Source organism: Nocardioides sp. Z22_16 (assembly GCF_058134365.1).
Genome location: NZ_JBYTTI010000002.1, coordinates 752,177 through 773,913, shown reverse-complemented (window position 1 = coordinate 773,913; position 21,737 = coordinate 752,177). Strand labels below are relative to the sequence as shown.

Annotated in this window: 20 protein-coding genes; 12 read left to right on the top strand and 8 right to left on the bottom strand. The window is 73.2% G+C overall.

Annotated elements, in window-relative coordinates:
• The first annotated feature begins 22 nt into the window (after window positions 1-22).
• The 4 genes from rsgA (at window position 23) to AC3X7R_RS07920 (ending at window position 2,910) form a co-directional block, all read left to right on the top strand.
• Entirely contained in the window at window positions 23-1,018 is a 996-nt protein-coding gene (gene rsgA / locus AC3X7R_RS07935; RefSeq protein WP_489965042.1) for a ribosome small subunit-dependent GTPase A, read from the top strand.
• Between the two features lie 40 nt (window positions 1,019-1,058).
• The gene (hisN, locus tag AC3X7R_RS07930) at window positions 1,059-1,943 is read left to right on the top strand and encodes a histidinol-phosphatase (RefSeq protein ID WP_489965041.1); all 885 of its coding nucleotides are present in this window, start codon (window positions 1,059-1,061) and stop codon (window positions 1,941-1,943) included.
• A gap of 108 nt (window positions 1,944-2,051) precedes the next feature.
• Window positions 2,052-2,483 carry a CBS domain-containing protein gene (locus AC3X7R_RS07925; protein WP_489965040.1) on the top strand — a complete coding sequence of 144 codons (432 nt, stop codon included), beginning with the start codon at window positions 2,052-2,054 and terminating at the stop codon, window positions 2,481-2,483.
• Between the two features lie 58 nt (window positions 2,484-2,541).
• Window positions 2,542-2,910 (top strand): FKBP-type peptidyl-prolyl cis-trans isomerase, encoded by a 369-nt coding sequence (locus tag AC3X7R_RS07920; RefSeq protein ID WP_489965039.1) that lies wholly within the window; start codon window positions 2,542-2,544, stop codon window positions 2,908-2,910.
• A gap of 24 nt (window positions 2,911-2,934) precedes the next feature.
• On the opposite strand, the gene AC3X7R_RS07915 is transcribed toward AC3X7R_RS07920, so the two are convergent.
• Window positions 2,935-3,210 (bottom strand): RNA-binding S4 domain-containing protein, encoded by a 276-nt coding sequence (locus tag AC3X7R_RS07915; RefSeq protein WP_489965038.1) that lies wholly within the window; start codon window positions 3,208-3,210, stop codon window positions 2,935-2,937.
• Between the two features lie 65 nt (window positions 3,211-3,275).
• The gene (locus tag AC3X7R_RS07910; RefSeq protein ID WP_489965037.1) at window positions 3,276-4,580 is read right to left on the bottom strand and encodes a DUF445 domain-containing protein; all 1,305 of its coding nucleotides are present in this window, start codon (window positions 4,578-4,580) and stop codon (window positions 3,276-3,278) included.
• Between the two features lie 38 nt (window positions 4,581-4,618).
• Here AC3X7R_RS07910 and AC3X7R_RS07905 point away from each other — a divergent pair, with 38 nt between their 5' ends.
• Window positions 4,619-5,014 (top strand): FAD synthase family protein, encoded by a 396-nt coding sequence (locus AC3X7R_RS07905; protein ID WP_489965036.1) that lies wholly within the window; start codon window positions 4,619-4,621, stop codon window positions 5,012-5,014.
• 81 nt (window positions 5,015-5,095) lie between these two features.
• On the top strand, window positions 5,096-6,649 hold the full coding sequence (locus AC3X7R_RS07900) for an MXAN_6640 family putative metalloprotease (RefSeq protein ID WP_489965035.1): 1,554 nt from the start codon (window positions 5,096-5,098) through the stop codon (window positions 6,647-6,649).
• A gap of 54 nt (window positions 6,650-6,703) precedes the next feature.
• On the opposite strand, the gene AC3X7R_RS07895 is transcribed toward AC3X7R_RS07900, so the two are convergent.
• Both AC3X7R_RS07895 and AC3X7R_RS07890 read right to left on the bottom strand, forming a co-directional pair.
• Window positions 6,704-8,911 (bottom strand): catalase, encoded by a 2,208-nt coding sequence (locus AC3X7R_RS07895; RefSeq protein ID WP_489965034.1) that lies wholly within the window; start codon window positions 8,909-8,911, stop codon window positions 6,704-6,706.
• A gap of 55 nt (window positions 8,912-8,966) precedes the next feature.
• Window positions 8,967-10,664: a long-chain-fatty-acid--CoA ligase gene (locus tag AC3X7R_RS07890; RefSeq protein WP_489965033.1), complete on the bottom strand. Its 1,698-nt coding sequence runs from the start codon at window positions 10,662-10,664 to the stop codon at window positions 8,967-8,969.
• Between the two features lie 114 nt (window positions 10,665-10,778).
• On the opposite strand from AC3X7R_RS07890, the gene AC3X7R_RS07885 reads away from it, so the two are divergent.
• Window positions 10,779-11,783, top strand: a complete 1,005-nt coding sequence (locus AC3X7R_RS07885; protein ID WP_489965032.1) for a patatin-like phospholipase family protein — start codon at window positions 10,779-10,781, stop codon at window positions 11,781-11,783.
• Between the two features lie 21 nt (window positions 11,784-11,804).
• On the opposite strand, the gene AC3X7R_RS07880 is transcribed toward AC3X7R_RS07885, so the two are convergent.
• Complete coding sequence (locus AC3X7R_RS07880) at window positions 11,805-12,137, bottom strand: hypothetical protein (RefSeq protein WP_489965031.1); 333 nt, start codon at window positions 12,135-12,137, stop codon at window positions 11,805-11,807.
• Window positions 12,138-12,269: 132 nt separating this feature from the next.
• Here AC3X7R_RS07880 and AC3X7R_RS07875 point away from each other — a divergent pair, with 132 nt between their 5' ends.
• Window positions 12,270-12,752: a hypothetical protein gene (locus AC3X7R_RS07875; protein ID WP_489965030.1), complete on the top strand. Its 483-nt coding sequence runs from the start codon at window positions 12,270-12,272 to the stop codon at window positions 12,750-12,752.
• Here the strand turns inward: AC3X7R_RS07875 and AC3X7R_RS07870 are convergent.
• From AC3X7R_RS07870 to AC3X7R_RS07860, 3 genes are read right to left on the bottom strand one after another with little or no spacing between them, the layout of a single operon-like run.
• Window positions 12,739-16,251, bottom strand: a complete 3,513-nt coding sequence (locus AC3X7R_RS07870; protein WP_489965029.1) for an ATP-binding protein — start codon at window positions 16,249-16,251, stop codon at window positions 12,739-12,741. The genes AC3X7R_RS07875 and AC3X7R_RS07870 overlap by 14 nt on opposite strands.
• Window positions 16,248-16,991, bottom strand: coding sequence for a DUF4194 domain-containing protein (locus AC3X7R_RS07865; protein ID WP_489965028.1), 744 nt, complete (start codon window positions 16,989-16,991; stop codon window positions 16,248-16,250). Before AC3X7R_RS07865 ends, AC3X7R_RS07870 begins: the two co-directional genes overlap by 4 nt.
• Window positions 16,988-18,505, bottom strand: coding sequence for a DUF3375 domain-containing protein (locus AC3X7R_RS07860; RefSeq protein ID WP_489965027.1), 1,518 nt, complete (start codon window positions 18,503-18,505; stop codon window positions 16,988-16,990). The genes AC3X7R_RS07865 and AC3X7R_RS07860 overlap by 4 nt, the downstream gene beginning before the upstream one ends.
• A 160-nt stretch (window positions 18,506-18,665) precedes the next feature.
• Here AC3X7R_RS07860 and AC3X7R_RS07855 point away from each other — a divergent pair, with 160 nt between their 5' ends.
• Genes AC3X7R_RS07855 through AC3X7R_RS07840 form a run of 4 tightly spaced genes read left to right on the top strand, consistent with a single transcriptional unit; the run spans window position 18,666 to window position 21,697 of the window.
• Window positions 18,666-19,061, top strand: coding sequence for a TOBE domain-containing protein (locus AC3X7R_RS07855; protein ID WP_489965139.1), 396 nt, complete (start codon window positions 18,666-18,668; stop codon window positions 19,059-19,061).
• Window positions 19,058-19,864: a molybdate ABC transporter substrate-binding protein gene (modA, locus tag AC3X7R_RS07850; protein ID WP_489965026.1), complete on the top strand. Its 807-nt coding sequence runs from the start codon at window positions 19,058-19,060 to the stop codon at window positions 19,862-19,864. Before AC3X7R_RS07855 ends, modA begins: the two co-directional genes overlap by 4 nt.
• Complete coding sequence (locus tag AC3X7R_RS07845; RefSeq protein WP_489965025.1) at window positions 19,857-20,645, top strand: ABC transporter permease; 789 nt, start codon at window positions 19,857-19,859, stop codon at window positions 20,643-20,645. Before modA ends, AC3X7R_RS07845 begins: the two co-directional genes overlap by 8 nt.
• Complete coding sequence (locus AC3X7R_RS07840; protein WP_489965024.1) at window positions 20,642-21,697, top strand: sulfate/molybdate ABC transporter ATP-binding protein; 1,056 nt, start codon at window positions 20,642-20,644, stop codon at window positions 21,695-21,697. Before AC3X7R_RS07845 ends, AC3X7R_RS07840 begins: the two co-directional genes overlap by 4 nt.
• The last annotated feature ends 40 nt before the right edge of the window (window positions 21,698-21,737 follow it).

Sequence of the window (21,737 nt, the reverse complement as noted above, 5' to 3'; positions counted from 1 at the left end):
CGGCGACGCGGAGGGCCGGGGTGTGACCAACAGGCGCTACGACGAGAACGACCACGAGCACTACGAGCGCCCGCGGCGGCGGACCCGTCCACGGACCAAGGAGCGGCCCACCTATGACGACGCGGTCGAGGCGGTGGTGATCACCGTCGACCGCGGACGCTTCACCCTGTTGGTCGACGGGCGTGTGGTCATGGCCATGAAGTCACGGCCGCTGGGTCGCAAGGGCGTGGTGGTCGGCGACCGGGTCCGCGTCGTGGGGGACGTCTCCGGACGGGACGGCTCGCTGGCCCGCATCGTGGAGGTGACCCCGCGCACCACCACCCTGCGCCGCACCGCCGACGACGACGACCCCGTCGAGAGGGTGATCGTCAGCAACGCCGACCAGCTGGTGGTGGTGGCCGCACTGGCCGATCCCGAGCCGCGGCCCCGGCTGATCGACCGCGCCCTGGTCGCGGCGTTCGACGCCGGGATGGCCCCCCTGCTCTGCCTGACCAAGGCCGACCTGGCGGACCCGGAGGTGCTGCTCTCCACCTACCGCTCGCTGGGGGTGCCGTGGGTGGTCACCAAGCGGGGCGACGACCTGTCGGTGGTGCGCGACCGGCTCCGTGGCCGGACCAGCGTGCTGGTCGGCCACAGCGGCGTCGGCAAGTCGACGCTGGTCAACGCACTGGTCCCCGAGGCGCACCGGCAGGTCGGGCACGTCAACGCGGTCACCGGGCGGGGCCGGCACACCTCCACGTCGGCCTACCTGCTCCCGCTCCCCGACGGGGACGGCTGGATCATCGACACCCCCGGCATCCGCTCCTTCGGCCTGGCCCACGTCGACCCCGCCCGCCTGATCGAGGCGTTCCCCGACCTGGACGAGATGACCGAGAGCTGCCCCCGCGGGTGCAGCCACGGGGCGGGCGAGCCCGAGTGCGGGCTGGACGAGGCGATGAGGAACGGCGAGGCCGACCCGGAGCGGGTCGACTCCTTCCGCCGGCTGCTCGCAGCCCGGGAGCGCAGTCTCGAGGACTGAGCCGTGCGGTGCCGGGCCCAGGGGGGAATAGCCTGTCCCCATGCCCATCCACGGCCACGGCTCCCCCGACTACACCGACGACCTCCGGCTGGCCCACCTGCTGGCGGACGACGCGGACTCCCTGACCGTCGCGCGCTTCAAGGCGCTGGACCTGCACGTGATGAGCAAGCCGGACCTCACCCCGGTCACCGACGCCGACCGGGGGGTCGAGGAGGGGATCCGCCGCACGCTCTCCCGGGTGCGCTCGCGCGACGCGGTGCTGGGCGAGGAGCAGGGCTCCACCGGCCACAGCCAGCGGCGCTGGGTGGTCGACCCCATCGACGGCACCAAGAACTTCGTCCGCGGGGTTCCGGTCTGGGCCACCCTGATCGCGCTGGTGGTGGACGAGGAGGTGGTGCTGGGCGTGGTCTCGGCCCCCCAGCTCTCCCGCCGCTGGTGGGCGTCGAAGGGCAACGGCGCCTGGACCGGCCGCTCGCTGCTCAAGGCCGCCCGGTGCGAGGTCTCCGACGTACGCCGGCTCGAGGACGCCTCGCTCTCCTACAGCTCGCTGTCGGGCTGGGAGGACAGGGACCGGCTCGACGACTTCCTCTCGCTCTCCCGGCGCTGCTGGCGCACCCGCGCCTACGGCGACTTCTGGTCCTACATGCTGCTCGCGGAGGGCGCGGTCGACCTCGCCGCGGAGCCGGAGCTGGAGCTTTACGACATGGCTGCCCTCGACATCATCGTCCGCGAGGCGGGCGGCAGGTTCACCTCGCTGGCGGGCGAGGACGGCCCCTTCGGCGGCAACGCGCTGGCCTCCAACGGGCACCTGCACGAGGCGGCCCTCGCCTTCCTGGGCGCCTCCCCCGACGACGAGTCCGACCCGGACGCACGACGTCCGGGACCGGGCTCGGTGCACGAGCTGCGCCGCCGTCCCCAGCCCTGACCTCCCCTCCGAGCCCGTCCAGGCCGGCGGCGCCGCCCTGTTCAGCCACCCCGGCGGACCACTACCCTGTCGCCAGCAGTCCACCCGCTCCCAGGCTCGGAGGTCACGATGCGCATCAACGACGTACTCAGGGACAAGGCGATCCAGGAGGTCATCACCGTCTCCCCGGACGCGACCGTCCGTGAGCTGCTTGCGCTGCTGGCCGAGCACAACGTCGGAGCGCTCGTGGTGAGCCGTGACGGCCGGTCACTGGACGGGATCGTCAGCGAGCGCGACGTGGTCCGGCGCCTCCACCAGGACGTGGACGCCCTCGAGACCCGCGTGGAGTCGCTGATGACCACCGACGTGCACACCTGCGAGGGCACCCACTCCATCGACGACCTGATGGCCGTGATGACCGAGCAGCGCATCCGCCACGTGCCGGTCCTCGACGACGGGAGGCTGGTCGGCATCATCAGCATCGGGGACGTGGTGAAGAATCGGATCCAGGAGCTGGAGTTCGAGAGAGACCAGCTCGACAGCTACGTCCAACAGAGCTGAGCGTCCCGCTCGGCCGTCACCGTCGGCTCCGAGCCGACAGGAGAGGCAAGGCAGATCCATGGAGAAGCCCGAGGTCGACCCGCACATGGGCGAGGCGCCCACCGACCTGGAGGTCACCGACCTGGTGGAGGGCGACGGTCCCGAGGCCGCCGCCGGCAACACCGTCTCGGTGCACTACGTCGGCGTCGCCCACTCCACCGGGGAGGAGTTCGACGCGTCCTACAACCGAGGCACCCCGCTGCAGTTCCGGCTCGGCATCGGCCAGGTCATCTCCGGCTGGGACCAGGGCGTCCAGGGGATGAAGGTCGGCGGACGACGCCGCCTGGTCATCCCGCCCCACCTGGCCTACGGCGACCGCGGCGCCCCGGGAGCGATCGCTCCCGGCGAGACGCTGATCTTCGTGGTGGACCTGCTCGAGGTCCGCTGAGCCGAGGCGCCGCAGCGCCGCGTCTCACCAGGGCAGGTCGTCCGTCACGTCGCCCGTGGCGACCCGGACGGCCTGCCCTGAACCGTCTCCTGGACCGTCCCCCTGGACCAGCGCGACCACGTCGCCCACCACCAGCTGACGGCCTCGGCGCACCTCGACCTCGCCGTTGACCCGGACGTGACCCCCCGCCAGCAGGGGCTTGGCCTCGGAGCCGTGGTCGACCAGGTTGGCGAGCTTGAGGAACTGGCCCAACCTGATCGACTCGTCACGGATCGGCACGTCGATCGGCTGGTCGCTCATGGCCCCATCCTCCCAGACCCTGCTCGCGACCCGCACCGCCGCGCGACCCCTCAGGCCGGAGAGGCTCAGTGGCCGAGCAGCACGCTCACCGTGTGGATCAGCACGCCCACGAGCCCGCCCACCAGGGTGCCGTTGATGCGGATGAACTGCAGGTCCCGGCCCACGTGGAGCTCGATCCGCCGCGCCGCCTCCTTGCCGTCCCACCGCTCGATGGTGTGGGTGATCACCGCGGTGATCTCGGCGCCGTACCGCTCGACGCCGAAGACCACCAGGTCGGCGGCCCCCCGGTCCAGCCGCTCGCGCAGCTGCGCGTCGTCCTGCAACCGGGTGGAGAAGGCCGTCAGCTCGGCCAGGGCGCGCTCGCGCACCGCGCCCTGCGGGTCGCTGAGCGAGCCCAGGAAGGCGCGGCGCAGCGACTTCCACAGCGAGACGGCGGTGGCGCTGACCTGCGGGTGGTCCAGCAGCCGGCCCTTGAGGCGCTCGGCGCGCTCCTGGGTCGCCGGGTCGGTGAGCAGGTCCTGCGCCAGCTGGGAGAGCATCGAGTCGAGAGCACCACGGGCGTGGTGCTCCGGGTCGTCCCGAATGTCCTCCAGCCAGCGGACCGCCTCCACGTGGACGCGGTGGGTGACCGCCTCGTTGAGACGCGGCGGCGTCCACCAGGGCGCCCGCTCCGCGAGCACCTCGGTGAAGGTCTCCGGGTTGCGCACCAGCCAGCGGTGCAGCTCCTCGATCCCGAGGTCGACGAGCCCGTGGTGGGTGCCGTCGCGCACCACCTCGGAGAGCAGGGTGCCGGCCAGGGGCGCGACGGGCTCCTCGTGGAACCGCGGCACCAGCGCCTCGGTGACCAGGTCCGCCACGTGCGCGTCGGTCACCTTGGCGAGCCCGATCGCAGCGACCTCGGCCACCTCGTCGACCACCCGGCGGGCGTGGGCGGGACTCCCCAGCCACTGGCCCACCCGCAGTGAGACCGACGCGTAGGCGACCCGGTCCCGGATGATCTCCTCCTGGAGGAAGTTCTCGCCCACGAACTCCTCCAGGCTCCGGCCGAGCTCGTCCTTGCGCCGGGGGATCAGCGCGGTGTGCGGCACCGGGATGCCCAGGGGGTGCTTGAAGAGCGCGGTCACCGCGAACCAGTCGGCGATCGCCCCCACCATCGACGCCTCCGCGCCGGCGTTCACGAAGCCCCAGAACCCGTCCTGGCCGAGCGTCGCGACGTAGACCACCGCGGCCGCCACCAGCAGGGCGACCGCCACGGTCCGCATCCGGCGCAGGCCACGCCGGCGCTGCTCGTCGGCCTCGGGCGCGGGGGTGAGGATCGTCAGGGGCTGGGGGGGCTGCGAGGGGGCGGGGTTCTCCACTGTCTCGTTCATCACCACCATCCTCCCCTGTGCGTGCCAGAATGCCGCCCATGCCACGTACCGTCATCACCTTCGGCACATTCGACGTCTTCCACGTCGGCCACCTCCGGGTGCTGGAGCGAGCAGCCGCGCTGGGCGACCGGCTGGTGGTCGGGGTCTCCGCGGACGCCCTCAACGAGCGCAAGAAGGGCCGCGTCCCAGTCTTCAGCCAGGGCGAGCGGCTGGCGATCGTCTCCGCGCTCCGGGTGGTCGACGAGGTCTTCGTCGAGGAGAGCCTGGAGCAGAAGCGCGACTACGTCCTGGACCACCGTGCCGACGTCCTGGTGATGGGCGACGACTGGGCGGGCAGGTTCGACGAGCTGAGCGACGTCTGCGAAGTGGTCTACCTTCCCCGGACCCCCGCCATCTCCACGACCGCCATCATCGAGCACATCGCCGATCTCTAGGGCCTCTCTCCAGGGCCGGCCCGGGCGGTGGGGGCACCCCCCGTAGCCTGTGGGCAGCACTCCCACCCTCGAGGGGACTCCTTGCGACGAACCGCCGCCGCACTCACGGCTGCCCTGGCACTGCTCCTGACGGGGTCCGCGACCTCCCCGGTCCGCGCCGACCCCACCCCCGGGCCGGAGGTCCCAGCCACCTCCCCCGAGCTGCTCGCCGCGGAGGCCCTGCTGAGTGACCAGGCTCCCCTCCAGGCCCCCGACCAGGGCCCCCACGGCGCTGCCTCGGACCCCGCTGCCGGGGGCGACAACGACGCCACGATGGTGCTGCGCGACCTCTACCTGGCACGCCCGGGCCTCGACCGGGAGGAGCGCCGGGCCGCCGACGCACTGCTCGCCCGGCCGACCACGCCGCACAAGGACTCCTACGCCTCCTACGACCCGGGGGCGTCGACCACCCAGCAGTGCGCGGCCCGGGTCTGCGTCACCTACGTCACCACCACGTCGGACCGCGCCACCGAGGCGTGGGCGGCCCTGACTCTCGCCACCTTCGAGGCCGCCTGGACCCGTCAGGTCGACGAGATGGGCTTCCGCGCCCCCGCCCCCGACGGCACCGCCGGGGGCGACGCGCGCTTCGACGTCTACCTGGCCAACATCTCCGCCCAGGGGCTCTACGGCTACTGCGTGCCCGAGGAGAGGGTGACGGGCCAGCCGGGGCGCGCCCAGTCCTACTGCGTGCTGGACAACGACATGGCCGGCTTCTCCGCCAACCCGGACAACAGCCTCGCGGTGACGGCCGCCCACGAGTTCTTCCACGCCATCCAGTTCAACATCGACGTGCGCGAGGACCAGTGGTGGATGGAGGCGTCGGCCACCTGGATCGAGGAGCAGCTCGCCGACGACGTCAACGACAACCGCCAGTTCCTCCGGTCCGGTCAGCTCGGCCGTCCCAGGACACCGCTGGACTCCTTCTCCTCCGACCTGGCGAGCTACGGCAACTGGATCTTCGTCCAGCGACTGGCCCAGTCGATGGGCGTCGACTCCGTGCGCGAGGTCTGGGAGCGACTCGACGCCACGGTCGGCGCTCCGAACGAGTACGCCGTGCAGGGCATCCGCCGCTACCTCTCCTCCCGCGGCGTGCGGTGGGGCAGGTTCTACGCCCGGTTCGTGGAGTCCAACCTGCAGCCGCGACGCCACTACGAGGAGGGGCGTGCCTACCGCAAGGCCCCGCTCGCCGCGACGCTCCGGATGCGTCCGGGGCAGCGCCCCCGCCGGCTCACCGCCAAGGTCCCGCACCTCGCGGCGCACACGGTGCAGCTCCGCGCCGCGGCCGACCTGCCGCCCCGCAGGCGTCTCCGTGTCCAGGTGGAGGCGCGGAAGGCGCGGCCCGCGACGCCGGTGGCCAGACTGCTCGTCCTCCGGAAGGACGGCACGACGCGACGGCTCGACATCCGGCTCGACCGCGCGGGGAACGGCGGCCGGACGGTGAGCCTGCACCGGGGCAAGGTGCGCCGGGTGGTCCTGGTGCTCGCCAACGCCTCCACCCGCTTCCGCCGGTGCGGCTCCTCCGGCGTCTGGTCGTGCGGGGGTCAGCCGGTCGACGACGACCAGCGGTTCGACGTCGTCGCACGCGTGGTCCGGTAGGACCCGTCGTGCGAGCGGTCCCGGCCAGAGGGCCGGGACCGCCGCACGCGCCTCTCAGGCGATCTGGGTGGCGAACCGCTGCCAGACCCGGTGCTTGGCCATCAGGGCGCTGAGCTCGGTGAGAGCCTCGGGCCCGCTGCCGGCGCTGACCACGCCGACGGCCCCCGAGACGCCGGCCTCGTCCAGCAGCTCCACGCCGCGCCCCCAGGCGCCGATCGCCTTGGAGTGGCGGAAGCACTCCTGGACCATCATCACCGCGCGCGGGTCGGCGCTGGAGGCGGGCGCACCCGCCTTCTCGTCGCGCACCGTCATGGCGTCGGGCGCGGGGGCCGGCTTGCTGGCGACCAGGAGCGCGTCGAGCTCCACGGAGCGGCCGGTGGCCAGCGAGCGCTGCATCGGCATCCCGCCGATCATCCCCCCGTGCGGGCCGATCAGGAAGGCCACCATGCCGGCCTCGTGGATCGCGGTCCTCACCGCCGCCACGTCGTCGAGGTCGTCCTCGTCCCCGACGAGGACGCCGATGATCCGGCCGTCCGGAGGCCACTCCCCTCCGACCTGGGAGAGCGCCGGGCTCGGCTCGGCCGGCTCGACCTCCTCGGTCGGCGCGGGCGCGGGCAGACCGAGCGCCGTGGCGACCTCCTGGCACAGCACCGGGTCGATGTTGGCCAGGCACTGGAGCTGACGCTCCTTGATCGTCTGCTCGTAGCACTTGCCCAGCTCGAACGCGTAGGCCCGGACGATGTGCTCCTTCTCGACCGCGCTCATCGACTGCCAGAAGAGCCGGACCTGGCTGAAGTGGTCGTCGAACGTCGCCGGGTTGTCCCGGGTCTTGACCGAGGCCGCGACCGTCACCGCGGCGTCCACGAAGGCGCGCTTCTCCTCGTCGCTGAGGTCGGCACCCGCGTGGAACGGGCAGCCGCCGTCGAGCGAGTTGGGCTTGTACGGCGCCACGCCCGCATGCACGGCGTGCTGGTGGAACCCGTCACGCAACATGTCGTTGACCGGCGCGTGGGTCCGGTTGATCGGGATCTGGTTGAAGTTGGGCCCGCCCAGTCGCGACAGCTGGGTGTCGATGTAGGAGAAGAGCCGCGTCTGGAGCAGCGGGTCGTCGGTGAAGTCGATCCCCGGCACCACGTGGCCCACGTGGTAGGCCACCTGCTCGACCTCGGCGAAGAAGTTGGTCGGGTTGGCGTCGAGGACGAGACGGCCGATGGGCTGCACGGGGGCGAGCTCCTCGGGCACGATCTTGGTGGGGTCGAGCAGGTCGATGTCGCCGAACATCTGGTCCGGCGCGTCCGGGAAGACCTGCACGCCCAGCTCCCACTCCGGGAAGGCGCCGGCCTCGATGGCGTCGTACAGGTCGCGCCGGTGGAAGTCGGGGTCGATCCCGTTGATCATCTGTGCCTCCTCCCAGGTCAGGGAGTGCACGCCGAGCTTCGGCTTCCAGTGGAACTTGACCAGCGAGGTCTCTCCCTCGGCGTTGATCAGGCGGAAGGTGTGGACCCCGAAGCCCTCCATCATCCGGTAGGAGCGCGGGATGCCCCGGTCCGACATGTTCCACATGGCGTGGTGCTGGGCCTCGGTGTGCAGCGAGACGAAGTCCCAGAAGGTGTCGTGCGCGCTCTGGGCCTGCGGGATCTCGCGGTCCGGGTGCGGCTTGGCCGCGTGGATGATGTCGGGGAACTTGATGCCGTCCTGGATGAAGAAGACCGGCATGTTGTTGGCGACCAGGTCCCAGACACCCTCCTCGGTGTAGAACTTCGTCGCGAAGCCCCGAGTGTCACGGACGGTGTCGGAGGAGCCGCGGGAGCCGAGGACGGTGGAGAACCGGGTGAAGACGGGCGTCCGGCGTCCCTTGGCGAAGAGGCCCGCCATCGAGATGCTCTCGGCGGTGCCGTAGCCCTCGAAGACACCGTGCGCCGCGGCGCCGCGGGCGTGCACCACCCGCTCGGGGATGCGCTCGTGGTCGAAGTGGGTGATCTTCTCCCGCATGTGGTGGTCCTGCAGGAGCGTCGGGCCCCGCTCACCCGCCTTCAGCGAGTGGTCGGTGTCGCGGACCCGGGTCCCGGTCGACGTCGTCAGCCAGGCTCCCGCCTGGCTCCGGTCGCCCTTCTCGCCCACGGCACGGCCGGTCGCCGTGCCGACCCGGGGCTCGCGCTGGTCCGGCTTGGGCGGCAGCGGCTCCCGCGGGGTGGTGGGCTCCCCCAGCGAGGGAGGCTCCGGGGCCGGGACGCCGGGGACGACGGGGTCGTGCTTGCTCATGTGTGGGGTTCCTTCCGAGGTGGGTCAGAGCGTGCCCGTACCCACTCGGCAGGAGTCATGCACTGCCGCGGCCGGCCTCCTCGGTGGAGACGAGGCGCGCCACCTCGCGCCGGACCACCTTGCCCATCTGGTTCGTCGGCAGCTCGTCGACGAAGACGACGCGGCGCGGCACCTTGTAGGCGGTGAGGCCGGCACGTGCGTGCTCCCGGACCGCCTCGGGCAGCACCGTGACCCCTTCGACCTGGACCACTGCGGCCACCACCTCCTCGCCGCCGTCGGACCGGACCATCCCCACCACTGCAACGTCGACCACCCCCGCGTGGGTACGGATCACCGCCTCCACCTCGGAGGGGTAGACGTTGAAACCGCCGGTGATGATGATCTCCTTGACCCGGTCGACCACGGTGAGGAAGCCGTCGGGCGCCATCGTCACCACGTCCCCGGTGCGGAACCACCCGTCGTGGAACGCCTCCGCCGTCTCCTCGGGCAGCCCGCGGTAGCCCGAGAACACCTGGGGCCCGCGCACCAGCAGCTCGCCGCTCTCCCCCAGCGGCACGTCGCGGTCGAGGTCGTCGCGGTCGGCGACCCGGACCTCGGTGTCGGGGAAGGGGACACCGATCGAGCCGGGTCGTCGTGCCTTCGTCATCGGGTTGCCCACGATCACCGGGGAGGTCTCGGTCAGGCCGTAGCCCTCGACCAGCAGCCCGCCGGTCGCCGCCTCCCACCGCTCGATCAGCTCCGCCGTCAGCGGCATCGCGCCGGAGAGGCTGTAGCGGATGCCCTGCAACGAGATGCCTCGGCGCTGAGCCTCGTCGAGGATGCGGGCGTAGAGCGGCGGCACCGCGGGCAGGAAGTCGGGCACCCGGCGCCGGATCGCCTCCATCACCAGGTCGTTCTCCGGCTTGGGCAGGAGCACCAGCCGCGCCGCGAGGCTCACCCCCAGCAGCATGCTGACCGTGACGCCGTAGGCGTGGAACAGCGGCAGCGGCACCAGGAAGGTCTCCTGTCCCGGGACCAGTCCCGGCACCCAGGCCTGGCCCTGGGTGACGTTGGCCACCAGGTTGCGGTGGCGCAGCTCCACGCCCTTCGGCGAGCCGGTCGTGCCGGAGGTGTAGAGCAGGAGCGCGACGTCGTCGACGCCGGGGCGCGGGTGGGACGGGTCCAGCGGCTCCGCGCCGCTCAGCGTCGACCACGGGAGCGTCCCGGGTGCGGGGCCGGTGAGCTGGTCGCGCGAGGCGCGAGCCTTGGGGATCGGCAGTCGCAGCGCGAGACGCTTGAGGGGCGGCAGCTCGGTGGTCAGGTCGACGGCGACGATCTGCTCGAGCGCACAGCTCCCCCGCAGCTCGGAGACCACCGGGGCCACCTTGTCCCAGACCAGCGCCACCTTGGCGCCGTGGTCGACGAAGGCAGGACGCAGCTCGCCGGCGGTGTAGAGCGGGTTGTGCTCGACCACCGTGGCCCCGAGGCGCAGCACGGCGAAGAACGCGACGACGTTCTGCGGGCAGTTGGGCATCACCAGGGCCACGGAGTCGCCGGCCCCCACCCCCAGCCGGCGCAGTCCCTCCGCCACCCGGGCCACCTGGTCACCGACCTGCGCGTAGGTGGTGGCGCGGCCGAGGAAGTCGAACGCGTCCCGGTCGCCGAACCGGTCCACCGAGCCCTCCAGCAGCTCGAGCACGGTGGTGTCGCCGTACTCCAGGTGGAGCGGCACTCCCGGTCCGTAGGCGGCTGCCCATCGCGGTTCCGTGCTCATCGTGCTGACCTGGCCTCTCCGTCGCCGAGGGGATGCGGCGCTGTGCCAAAACTACGCCCGCCGCGGGGAACGCGGAGGCCCCGGGTGCTCTCGCGGGCGGACTACCCTCGGGACATGCCAGGACCCGGTCGCGTCGTGCTCGCGCTCGGTGGAGGCGGTGCCCGCGGGTATGCGCACATCGGGGTCATCCAGGTGCTCCTGGAGCGGGGCTACGAGGTGGTGGGCGTCGCCGGCACCTCGATGGGCGCCCTGGTCGGCGGGCTGCACGCCGCGGGGCGGCTCGACGACTACACCGAGTGGGTCAGCGCCCTCACCCAGCGCGACGTGCTCCGCCTCCTGGACCCCTCGCTGCGGGCCCCGGGGATGATCAGGGGCGAGCGCATCATGTCGCGGGTCGGGGACCTGCTGGCCGGCGCCCGCATCGAGGACCTCCCGATTCCGTTCACCGCGGTCGCCACCGACCTGCTGGCCCAGCGCGAGGTGTGGTTCCAGCAGGGGCTGGTCGAGGTGGCGATCCGCGCCTCGATCGCGCTGCCCAGCTTCATCACCCCGGTGATGCTCAACGGGCGGCTGCTCGCCGACGGCGGGATGATGAGCCCCATCCCGGTCACTCCCCTGGCCGGGCTCCCGGCCGACCTGCGGATCGCCGTCACCCTCTCGGGCGAGGACTCGCGCTCCCCCGTGCACGAGTCCGCGGTGCCACGACCGGTCGGCGAGTGGCAGGACCGGGTCCGCCGCAGCGCCGCCCAGGTCCTCGACCACGAGGCCAGCCGCCGGGTCGCCCGCTGGTTCTCCTCACGCAGGTCGGACGGCGTGAAGGACGCCGCCCCCGGCGGCGGGACGGGCGGCGACGGCGCCGACGAGACCGACACCGGCTCGCCGTACGGCGACCTGCCGCCCGACCTCGGCGTGCTGCGGGTGATGGAGCTCTCCATCAATGCGCTCCAGCAGGTGGTGACGCGCTACCAGGTGGCGGGCCATCCCCCTGACCTGATGATCTCCGTGCCCAGGAACTCCTGCCGCACCCTGGACTTCCACCGGGCCGCCGAGATGATCGAGCTCGGCCGGGAGGTCACCACCGCGGCGCTCGCCGAGCTGGAGGCGCACGACCGGGACTGAGCCGTCCAGCGGTCGCGCAGGTCAGCGCAGGTTCTGGGAGAGCCGGGCGACGGCCCAGAAGAGCGAGAACGGCATCTCGCCGCTGAGCTGCTCGACCTCGTCCTCGTCGAGCCGGCGGAACTCGTGCGCCAGCCGGACGGCGTCGCTGTGGCCGTGCAGGCCGAGCGGGTCCACCAGGCGCTCGAGGGCCTCACCCAGCGGAGCGGGCAGCGAGCCGCTCAGCTCCCACCGGGTGGGCGCGGGGATCGCCTCCCACGCCTTGAGCACCGCGTGGACCGGCATCTCGTGCCGCGCGCGCCGGCGCGGTCCCCCGGCCGGGGTGCGGCCGTGAGTGGCTGTCAGCTCGAGGGTCACGGCGGAAACGGTAGATCGCCGGGCCGGGGGCCCGCCGGGAAAGCGTGGAAGAACCGGCGTCGGTCCAGACCACGCCGCCCGGGCGGCCGAGCGCGCCCTCCGATGCCCGCCCGCTGTCCTAGGGTGGCCTCCGTGGTCTGGCTGCCGTTCTTCGTCCTCGCGGGATCGACCGCGATCTTCCTCCTCGTCGCGGGCATCCTGTTCGTGGCCTTCCGGGCGCGACCGGAGAAGGCCGGCTGGGCGCCCAGCACGCCGCACGTGGGCGAGTGGAACGCGGTCGTGGTCAACAGTCACTCGGGGTTCCTCACCCTCGACCGGACCTACGGCACGCTCCGGCTGGACCGGGGCGTCCTCTCCTTCACCCCCGACGACGCGCCGGGGCCGCTCTGGGCGGCGCCCTGCCAGCAGCTCACAGCCGGCCGCAAGGGACTGATCGCCCTGGACGGGGCGGACGTGCTGCTGCACGGCCCGATGGGCGAGGTGCGCTGCGCGGTGAGCACCGAGCGGATCAACCGGTTCAGCACCAACACCGCCAAGGACCTGCGCGAGCGCCGGTACGCCGACCAGCTCCTGGCCGCGCTCCACGCGCACGGCGCCCGTCTCAGCCTTCCGTGAGCGGCTCACCCTCGGTGATCGCGTGGATCGAGGAGAGGTGGGTCTCGGTGTCCTTGGTGACCAGCAGCAGGGTCTCCATGTGCGGCTCGAGGCCGGTCACCTTGTCCAGCGGCACCCCGATGACCAGCTGGAAGCCGAGCCCCTTCCACGCCTGCACGGCGCGGCCGGCGAACTCCGAGTCTGCCTTGACGAACCCCTCGTCGAGCAGCACCGGGGCGAAGCGAGGACGGGACCTGAGCTCGTCGCCCAGGCGGAAGCGGAGCGCGGAGCCGACGATGAAGGCGACCAGCTCCTGGCTCTCCCCACCGCTCTTCTCGCCCAGCGTGCGGTAGGTCGACTTGAGCTCGCCCGTCAGCCGGTCGTAGCGCTCCGCGCTGATCTCCACGTGCCGGCGGACGTCGAGCAGCCGGTCCCGGTCCGCCCCGTCCAGCCCGCCCTCCGTGGGCCGCAGCTGGGCCATGAACCGGCTCAGCCGGCCGAAGCGCGCCTCCATGGCGTCCTCGTCCAGCTCCTTGGCCGAGCCGCGGGAGAGCTCCCGCAGGTCGCGCACGAAGAGCTGCACGTGCGCCGGGGTCAGCCGCCGGAGCCGGATCCGCAACCGGTCCTTCTCGGCGCCGAACTCCAGCCGCCGCAGGATCGCGTTGATCGGCTCCAGCCGGTCCTCGATCTCCTCCACGGAGGAGGACATCGCCCCGGCCAGCGGCACCAGGTCCTGGCCGCTCCACTCGGTGAGCCGCCGGCGCCACTCCGCCCGCCGGGTGGCCAGGCCGGTGGCCTCGATCTCGGCGAGGATCCGGGCGTAGTCGGCGCACGAGTCGGCGCTGACGCCCAGGTTGGGGTCCTCCCACTGCAGCTGGTAGGCCCGGAAGATCCCCGCCAGCTCGCGGTCCACGTGCTCGACCTCGACCTGGGCGCTGGTCACCGCCGCGTGCAGCCGGGCCTGGAGGCGCCCGGTGTTGTCGTGGAAGCGGGCGAGGTCGTCGACGTCCTCCGGCGCGCAGGCGGCGGCGAACTCCTCGTCGAGACGGCGAGCCTGCTCGTCGTCCAGCACGACCCGGCTCCCACGCTCCATCCGCTCGAGCTCGTCGTTGACCTGGTCCTCGGCCTCGACCATCTCGCCGTGGGCGGCGTCGAGCCCGGCCCGGCGCTCCTCGAGCTGGTAGCGGCGGCGGCGGGCCTCCTCCAGCGCCGCACCGAGCTCCTCGATCTGCCGCTCCAGGACGGTGAGCCTGTCGTCGGAGCCGAGGATGGCGGTACGTCGCCGCCCGAGCTCCTCGATCCGCTGGTCGCACGAGGGCACGTCGAGGTCGTCGAACCCGTGGCTGCGGACCGCCTCGTGCGCGGCGCGCCGCAGGTCCAGGAGGCGGGTGGCCTGCTCCACCCCGGAGAGCCGCGAGTCGAGCTCGTCCAGCGACTCCTCGAGCCCGGCCAGCTCCTGGTCGATCTCGACCAGGGAGTCGCCGTTGCTGAAGCCGATGATGCTGCGCTGCTCCCCCCGGCCGTGCGAGCCGCGACGGCCGGAGCGCGTCTGCCCGGCCAGGGTGACCCGCAGACCCTCACCGGAGAGGCCCGCCGCCTCCTCGACGCAGAGCGCGTTGCGGGAGGGGTGCGACACGTGCTGGGAGACCCAGCCCCGGAACGGCGAGTCCTGGAGGAGGAGCTTCCCGGCCACGCGGTCCCGGTCCCGGGCCGCGACCTCCTCGAGGTCGAGCTCCGCGCCCTCGAAGGTCAGGCGTCCGCGCAGGGAGAGCGAGTCGATCGCCGCGGAGAACTCCTCGAGGCGGTCCAGGGGGACCAGCATCATCCGCGCAGAGCTGCCCAGCACGGTCTCGATGGCGGTACGCCACCTCGACTCCTCGGGAGCCACGTCGACGAGCTCGGCCACGAACGGCAGTTCAGCGGGGCTGAGCCCGCTCGCCCGGGACACCTCGTGCCTGATCGCGTGCAGGTGTGCGGGGACCCGGCCCGCCCGCCCCTCCAGGGAGGCGCGCTCCTCACCGAGCGCCTTGCGCCGGGCCAGCAGCGGGTAGCGGGCCGCCATCACCTGGTCCCGCTCGGCGACCAGGGCGGCGAGCTGGGCCGGGTGCTCGGCCAGCCAGCGCTCGGCACGGTCGACGAGCGCGTGGTAGGCCTCGCGTGAGCCCAGCGGGCCCCCGTCCTCGGCGTCGACGTCGAGCTCCAGCAGCGCGCCCGTCCGCTCCAGCAGGGCGTCGCGGCGCGCCGAGCGCTCCGACCTGAGCGCCACCTCGCGCTCGATGTCGGCGGCCAGGCGCTCCAGCGTCGAGCCACCGGCCTCCCGGTGCTCCTCCTTGGCGGCGTCCAGGTCCGCGGTGAGCGAGACGACCTCGCGTGCACTGGTCTTGAGCTCGTCGGCCACCCGGCCGCGCTCGCGCCGGTTCTCCTGCACGGCCGCCCCCAGCAGCCGGGCGTGGGTCCGGAGCATCCACAACCGGACGGGCGTGTCGCCCTGCGCGGTCACCCCGAACGCGTCCAGCTCGACGGCCTGCGACAGCGCGGCGCTCTTGCGGGCCGACAGCTCGACCAGCGGCGCCAGCAGCTGCTGCTTGCGCTCCTCGGTCTGCATCGCCAGGTAGGCCGACTCGAGGTCGTCGAAGTGCTCGACGGCGCGGTCGGCGGCGGCGAACGTCGCCGGCCGCTCCAGCACCATCTCCTTGTAGAGCTCGTCCACGCTGCGCACCTGGTTCCCGGCCTGGATCCGGGCCAGCAGGCGGAGCGCCTTGGCGCCGTCGCCGTTGGCCCCGATGCCCAGGCGCGCGTGCAGGGTCGCGGCGAACTCCGCGTAGGTCCGGTGCACCCGGGCGCCCGGGTGCACCTTCTTGATCGTGTTGGCGTGGAAGCGGTCCGGGACGGCCGCCTCCAGGGTGGCGAGGTCGAGCGCGGAGTCGAGGGTGACCAGCTGCATCGAGACCTCGCTCGAGCGGGTGGCGCGCCGGGGCACGTAGTAGGTGCGCAGCACCGTGAACCGCCGCTGGGAGTCGTTGACGAAGGTGGCCGAGACCGCCCCCCAGGTGTCGGTGCCGCGTCCGCGCAGCAGGCGCTCGGTGGGGCGGCCGGTCCGCGGGTCGTCGACGATGTCGACGGCTCCGCGCAGGTAGGAGAGCAGGTTGCGCTGCCCCAGGCTGCGCGCCCGTCCCGCCGTGGCGTCGTTCGAGGCCCCGTTGAACTTGGTGTCGGAGGGCATCATCAGCGCCGTGTAGGCGTCCAGCACGGTGCTCTTCCCGACCCCCGACGCCCCCGAGATCATCGTGGTGTCGCCACGGAGGTCGACCTCCACCCGGCCGGAGAAGCCACCCCAGTTGACCAGCTGGAGCGTCTCGGCACGCCACTGCTCGGTGTCGTCCGACGGCGTGGCGACGCTCTCGTGGCCGAAGAGCCCGTCGTTGACCGCGCCCTCGTCCTCCACCGGGGCCGCGCCCCGGGCCAGCTCGACGAGCTCCCCGTCGAGCTCGTCGACGTCGGTGTCGGTGTCGTGGGTCATGCTCGGGTCTCCTCGTCGTCGCCGTCCGGGGTCGTGGACCCCGGCTCACCGGCGAAGAGCGGCTCCGGTGCCGGGGTGGCGGGGTCGTTGGTCTGCTGGAGGCTCTCGAGCAGCTCCCGGAGCCGCTCGAGAGGCAGCAGCGACTCGATGGCCTCGCTGATCTCGAAGCGGTGGTCGGTCGGCGCCCCGATCAGCAGCCCCGCCTTGTTGATGCTGGCGACCGCGTTGCGGGCACGCTTCTCGTCGCCGGAGACGTCGGTGGCGTGCGGGGGACGGAAGCCGGCCACGAAGTCGACGATGTCGTCGCGGTCGACGAAGACCCGGTCCTCACCTGCGCCGGTCGCGATCCGGTAGCGGTCGCGCAGGTGGACCAGGACCACCGTCTCCTCCCGGGACCAGGCGACGTCGTGGAGCAGCGTCGGGAACCGGGTGCCCGTCTCCGGGACGGCCTGCCGCTTCCAGGCCACCTCGCGGACCGGGTCGATCTGCAGCTCCAGGAAGAGGTCGTTGAGCCGGGAGCGGATCACCCGTTCGTTCCCGGTCAGGGCCCGCCAGGCCTGGGGGTGGGTGCGCGCGCTGAGGAACCGCTGCTTCAGCAGGGCCACCAGGGCCCGCCGCTCGGCGTAGTCCAGCTCGCCCTCGTCGCCCTCGAAGAGCGAGACGGAGGCGCTGTCGTGCGACGGGTCACCCTCGGGCTCCGGCTCGTCCAGGTGCTCGTCCGGTCGGTCGAGGGCCGTCATCGTGCGTCCTCCTGCGGCCCGCGGGCCGGGTCGGGGTCGGGCAAGTCGGGGTCGGGATCGGGGAGCGGGACCCTCGGCACGCGGAAGGTCCGCGTGCTGCCGTCGGGACGCACCGCGCGGTAGGGCTCCGTGCCGTCGTCGGGCCCCAGGCCACGATCGGCTGCCAGGTGGAGCAGGCCCAGGATCTCGACCGGACGGCGCAGCGAGGGTTCCAGGGAGTCGAAGAGGGCACCCAGGGAGGCCGCGGGCTCGAGCGTGGCGAGCGCCTCGTCGAGGCGGGCGCGCAGCGCGGAGAGCGAGGGGCCGCCCAGTGCCCGCAGCTCGCCGTAGGACGGGCCGGCGGCCGGGCTCGGTGCGAGGTCGGCCAGCCTGGCCGGGACGACGTCGTCGGCGGGGTCGTGGAACCGCTCGCGGAGGTGCTCGACCTCCACCCTGGCCGGGAGCAGCGGCACGGTGACGACGGCGCGCGGCCCGGCGGTCGCCATCCAGGTCATCAGCTCGGACTCGATCTGGCGCAGCGTCTGCTCCAGCTCGCGGTCCCGGGTGGCGTCGTGGGAGACGATGTACTCCTTGAGCGTGGAGGTCACCCGGGACCTCTGGGAGAGCACCCGGTCGAGCCCCTCGCGGATCAGCCGCACCGTTCCCCGCAGCTCTGCCCGCTCGCCGTCGCCCAGCAGCCGGTCCGAGAGCGGGTGCTCGAGCAGCGCGGTGAGGTCGTCGCGGAGCTGGTCGACCATGGTGTCGTCGCGCAGCAGCGCGAAGGCGCCCTCGAAGGCCCGGCCCTCGGGGGTGGCGGTCATCAGCGCGTCCGCCCGGGCCAGGTAGTCGTCGATCACCTCGCCCGCGGGTCGCGCCTCGGAGCGGAACGACGCCAGGATCTCCGCCCGGATCTGGGCGAACCGCTCCTCGACGCGGGCGAAGTCGCTGGGCAGGGCCGAGACCAGCAGCTGGAGCTCGGTGAACCCCTCGCGCATGTAGTCGGGTGACGGGGGCTCCATCTCCGCGCCGTCGACCAGCCGGTCGCGTTCCGCGCTCAGCCGGGCGATCTCCGCGTTGAGGATGGTGACGCGCGCCGTCCGGTCGGGGTTCGCCTCGCTGTTGAACCGGCGCACGGCGCCGAGCAGGGTCGCGATCCGGTGCTCGCTCAAGGTGGCGCGGTCCCGGGAGAGCGCCTTGACCAGCTCGAGCGCCTGCTGGGCGTGGGAGGTGAGTGCGTAGACCTCCCGGCCGGCGTCGTCCAGGGTCCGCACCAGCCACTGTCCCCGCATCCAGCGCAGGCACACCTCCCGGCCGCTCCCCACCGGCACGTCGGGCTCGCCCGCGGCCCGGAACCGGCCGAGGTGGTCCTCGACCTGCGCGTGGAGCCGTGCGGTCGGGACCGGGCGGTTGTCCCGGCCGAAGGCGGCGCGGAAGACGGCGATCACCACCGGCGCCTGACGCTGGTGGAGGAGGGTCAGCGTGGGCTGCCTGAAGGCACCGCGGACGCGGGCCAGCTCGCCGGCCACCTCGCTCATCGCGCGCTCCTGCCCTGCTCGTGGGTGCGGTCGTGTGCACGCCGGCGGCCGTACGGCCGCGCCCGTGCAGCGAGACAGCATCCCACCGGCGGCCCGCGGTCCTCCTTCTCGGGGTACCCGACTCCGCTTCTGCGGGTCTATGCTCCCTTTCGTGCCGCAGATGAGGATCCGCGACGCCGCTTCGTATCTCGGCGTCAGCGACGACACCGTCCGTCGCTGGATCGATCGCGGGCTGCTCACCGAGTCCAGCGACCCGGCGGGGCGCAAGGTGGTCGACGGCTACGAGGTCGCTCAGGTGGCGCGGCAGCAGGCGACGCCCCCCGGTCCGCCCGGAGGAACCGTGAGCTCGGCGCGCAACCGGTTCGTGGGGCTGGTCACCGACATCAAGGTCGACGAGGTGATGGCCCAGGTGGAGCTGCAGTGCGGACCGTTCCGGGTGGTCTCCCTGATGAGCAGCGAGTCGGTCCGCGCCCTGGGGCTCGAGCTCGGCTCCGCCGCGGTGGCGGTGATCAAGTCCACGACCGTGATCGTGGAGACGAACGCGACGGGCTCGTGAGGCGGGCGCTCCCCCGCCGAGCCGGCCGCGCCCGCGTGGTCCGCGGCGTGCTCGCCGGCCTGGTCGTCGGCCTGGTCGCGTCCGCCGGGTCCGGGTGCGCCTCCCCGGGGGGCTCCGGCTCCACCCTGGTCGTCTACGCGGCCGCCTCGCTGAGCGCGCCGTTCGAGGAGATCGCGGAGCGGTTCGAGGAGGAGCACGACGGCGTCGAGGTGCTGCTCAGCTTCGCCGGCTCCTCCGACCTGGTCTCCCAGGTCGCCCAGGGCGCCCCCGCCGACGTCGTGGCCACCGCCGACGAGGCCACCATGGCCACGCTGGCCGCCGAGGGACTCCTCGCCGGCACCCCCCGGCCGTTCGCGGCCAACACCCTCCGCATCGCGGTGCCCGCGGGCAACCCCGCCCGCATCTCCACCTTCTCCGACCTGGCCACGCCGGGGCTCGACCTGGTCGTCTGTGCGCCCCAGGTGCCCTGCGGTGCCGCGGCGGGCCGGGCCGCGGACGCGGCCGGGGTGCGGCTCTCCCCGGTCAGCGAGGAGCAGTCCGTGACCGACGTGCTGGCCAAGGTCGCCTCGGGCGAGGCGGACGCGGGGCTGGTCTACGTCACCGACCTGCTCACGGCCGGCGACCGGGTCGAGGGCCTCGACTTCGCCCAGTCGGACGCGACCCGGACGGTCTACCCCGTCGCGGCCGTGGCCGACAGCGCGCGCCGGTCACTGGCCGAGGAGTTCGTCGACCGGGTCACCGGCCCGGGCGGCCAGGAGCTGCTCGCCGAGTCCGGCTTCGCCGAGGCGCCCGGCGATGGCTGAGGCCGGCTGGGTCGGGCTGCCGCGCTGGATCTATGCCCCCGCCGCGGTGGGTGCCTGCTTCGTGCTCCTGCCCCTGGTGGCCGTCGTGCTGCGGACCCCGTGGGCGGACTTCCTCGACCTGATCACCTCCGAGGCCTCCCGGCAGGCGCTCTGGCTGAGCCTGCGCACCTCGGCGGCGAGCACCGTGCTCTGCGTGCTCCTGGGGGCTCCCATGGCGACGGTGCTGGCGCGCACGACCTTCCGCGGACAGAGCGTGCTCCGCTCCCTGGTGCTGCTCCCCCTGGTGCTCCCGCCCGTGGTGGGAGGCATCGCGCTCCTCTACACCTTCGGCCGCCACGGGCTGCTGGGGCGGACCTTCGAGGTGCTCGGTCTCCAGATCGCGTTCTCCACCACCGCGGTGGTGCTGGCCCAGACGTTCGTCGCCCTCCCCTTCCTGGTGGTCAGCCTCGAGGGGGCGCTGCGCACCGCGGGCCAGCGTTACGAGGCGGTGGCCGCGTCGCTGGGCGCCAGCCCCACCACGGTCCTGCGCCGGGTCACCCTGCCCCTGGTGCTGCCCGGGCTCGCGTCGGGCGCCGTGCTCGCCTTCGCCCGCTCCCTGGGCGAGTTCGGCGCGACGATCACCTTCGCCGGGAGCCTGCAGGGGGTCACCCGGACCCTGCCCCTGGAGATCTACCTGCGTCGCGAGACCGACGCCGACGCCGCGGTGGCACTCTCCCTGGTGCTGGTCGTGGTGGCGGTGCTCGTGATCGGACTGGCGCGCCAGGGACGGAGCAGCCTGTGAGCCTCGTCTACTCCGCGAGCGTGGCCGCCCGGGGTGTCGACCTCGCCTTCGAGGTGGCCGAGGGCGAGACCGTGGCGCTCCTGGGGCCCAACGGCGCCGGCAAGTCGACGGCTCTGGGGGTGACCTCGGGACTGCTCCGCCCCGACCGGGGTGAGGTCCTGCTGGGTGGGCGGGTGCTCACCCGCTGCGGACTCCCGGCACGCGACGTGCACGTCGCCCCCCACGACCGCCACGTCGCACTGATGGCACAGGAGCCGCTGCTGTTCCCCCACCTCTCGGCCCTCGACAACGTCGCGTTCGGTCCCCGCGCCGCGGGTCTGGGACGCCGGCCGGCGCGCGAGCGGGCCCGGCACTGGCTGGGCGAGGTGGGGCTGGAGGAGCTCGCCCACCGCCGACCCGCCCAGCTCTCCGGAGGACAGGCCCAGCGGGCCGCCGTGGCCCGCGCCCTCGCGGCTGACCCGCGCCTGCTCCTCCTCGATGAGCCGCTCTCCGCGCTCGACGTGGAGGTCGCCCCGGCGCTGCGCCAGACGTTGCGCCGAGTGCTCGCCGATCGCACGGTGGTGCTGGTCACCCACGACATCCTCGACGCGCTGCTGCTGGCCGACCGCGTGCTGGTCATCGAGGGCGGCGCGCTGGTCGAGACCGGCGCGACGGCCGAGGTGCTCTCCCACCCGCGCAGTGCCTTCGCCGCCCGGATCGCGGGTCTCAACATGGTCCGCGGCACCTGGCGGGGCCAGGCGGTGCGCTCCCCCGCCGGGTTGCGTGTCGAGGGGGTGGTGACCTCGACGCCGCCGCGGGACGGGGACCCGGTGGTCGCGGTCTTCGCGCCGAGTGCCGTCTCGGTCTTCCCCCACGCCCCAGGGGGCAGCCCGCGCAACGTGTTCGAGGTGACCGTCGAGGAGCTGGAGCCGCACGCCGGCCAGATCCGGGTGCGGGGCGGCCGGCTGTCGGCCGACGTGACTCCCCGCGCCGTCGCCGAGCTCGGCCTCGTCCCGGGCGCCCGGGTGGTCTTCGCGGTCAAGGCCACCGAGGTCGCGGTCTACGGGACCTGACGTCCGGCCCCCCGCCCGGGCCCTCCCCTGCGTGACGTGG

What these genes read in the sequence shown, in the direction of transcription:
- hisN (WP_489965041.1), top strand. Translation starts at nt 1,059, where the DNA reads ATGCCCATCCACGGCCACGGCTCCCCCGACTACACCGACGACCTCCGG.
- AC3X7R_RS07925 (WP_489965040.1), top strand. Translation starts at nt 2,052, where the DNA reads ATGCGCATCAACGACGTACTCAGGGACAAGGCGATCCAGGAGGTCATC.
- AC3X7R_RS07920 (WP_489965039.1), top strand. Translation starts at nt 2,542, where the DNA reads ATGGAGAAGCCCGAGGTCGACCCGCACATGGGCGAGGCGCCCACCGAC.
- AC3X7R_RS07915 (WP_489965038.1), bottom strand. Translation starts at nt 3,210, where the DNA reads ATGAGCGACCAGCCGATCGACGTGCCGATCCGTGACGAGTCGATCAGG.
- AC3X7R_RS07910 (WP_489965037.1), bottom strand. Translation starts at nt 4,580, where the DNA reads ATGAACGAGACAGTGGAGAACCCCGCCCCCTCGCAGCCCCCCCAGCCC.
- AC3X7R_RS07905 (WP_489965036.1), top strand. Translation starts at nt 4,619, where the DNA reads ATGCCACGTACCGTCATCACCTTCGGCACATTCGACGTCTTCCACGTC.
- AC3X7R_RS07895 (WP_489965034.1), bottom strand. Translation starts at nt 8,911, where the DNA reads ATGAGCAAGCACGACCCCGTCGTCCCCGGCGTCCCGGCCCCGGAGCCT.
- AC3X7R_RS07890 (WP_489965033.1), bottom strand. Translation starts at nt 10,664, where the DNA reads ATGAGCACGGAACCGCGATGGGCAGCCGCCTACGGACCGGGAGTGCCG.
- AC3X7R_RS07885 (WP_489965032.1), top strand. Translation starts at nt 10,779, where the DNA reads ATGCCAGGACCCGGTCGCGTCGTGCTCGCGCTCGGTGGAGGCGGTGCC.
- AC3X7R_RS07870 (WP_489965029.1), bottom strand. Translation starts at nt 16,251, where the DNA reads ATGACCCACGACACCGACACCGACGTCGACGAGCTCGACGGGGAGCTC.
- AC3X7R_RS07865 (WP_489965028.1), bottom strand. Translation starts at nt 16,991, where the DNA reads ATGACGGCCCTCGACCGACCGGACGAGCACCTGGACGAGCCGGAGCCC.
- AC3X7R_RS07860 (WP_489965027.1), bottom strand. Translation starts at nt 18,505, where the DNA reads ATGAGCGAGGTGGCCGGCGAGCTGGCCCGCGTCCGCGGTGCCTTCAGG.
- AC3X7R_RS07855 (WP_489965139.1), top strand. Translation starts at nt 18,666, where the DNA reads ATGAGGATCCGCGACGCCGCTTCGTATCTCGGCGTCAGCGACGACACC.
- AC3X7R_RS07845 (WP_489965025.1), top strand. Translation starts at nt 19,857, where the DNA reads ATGGCTGAGGCCGGCTGGGTCGGGCTGCCGCGCTGGATCTATGCCCCC.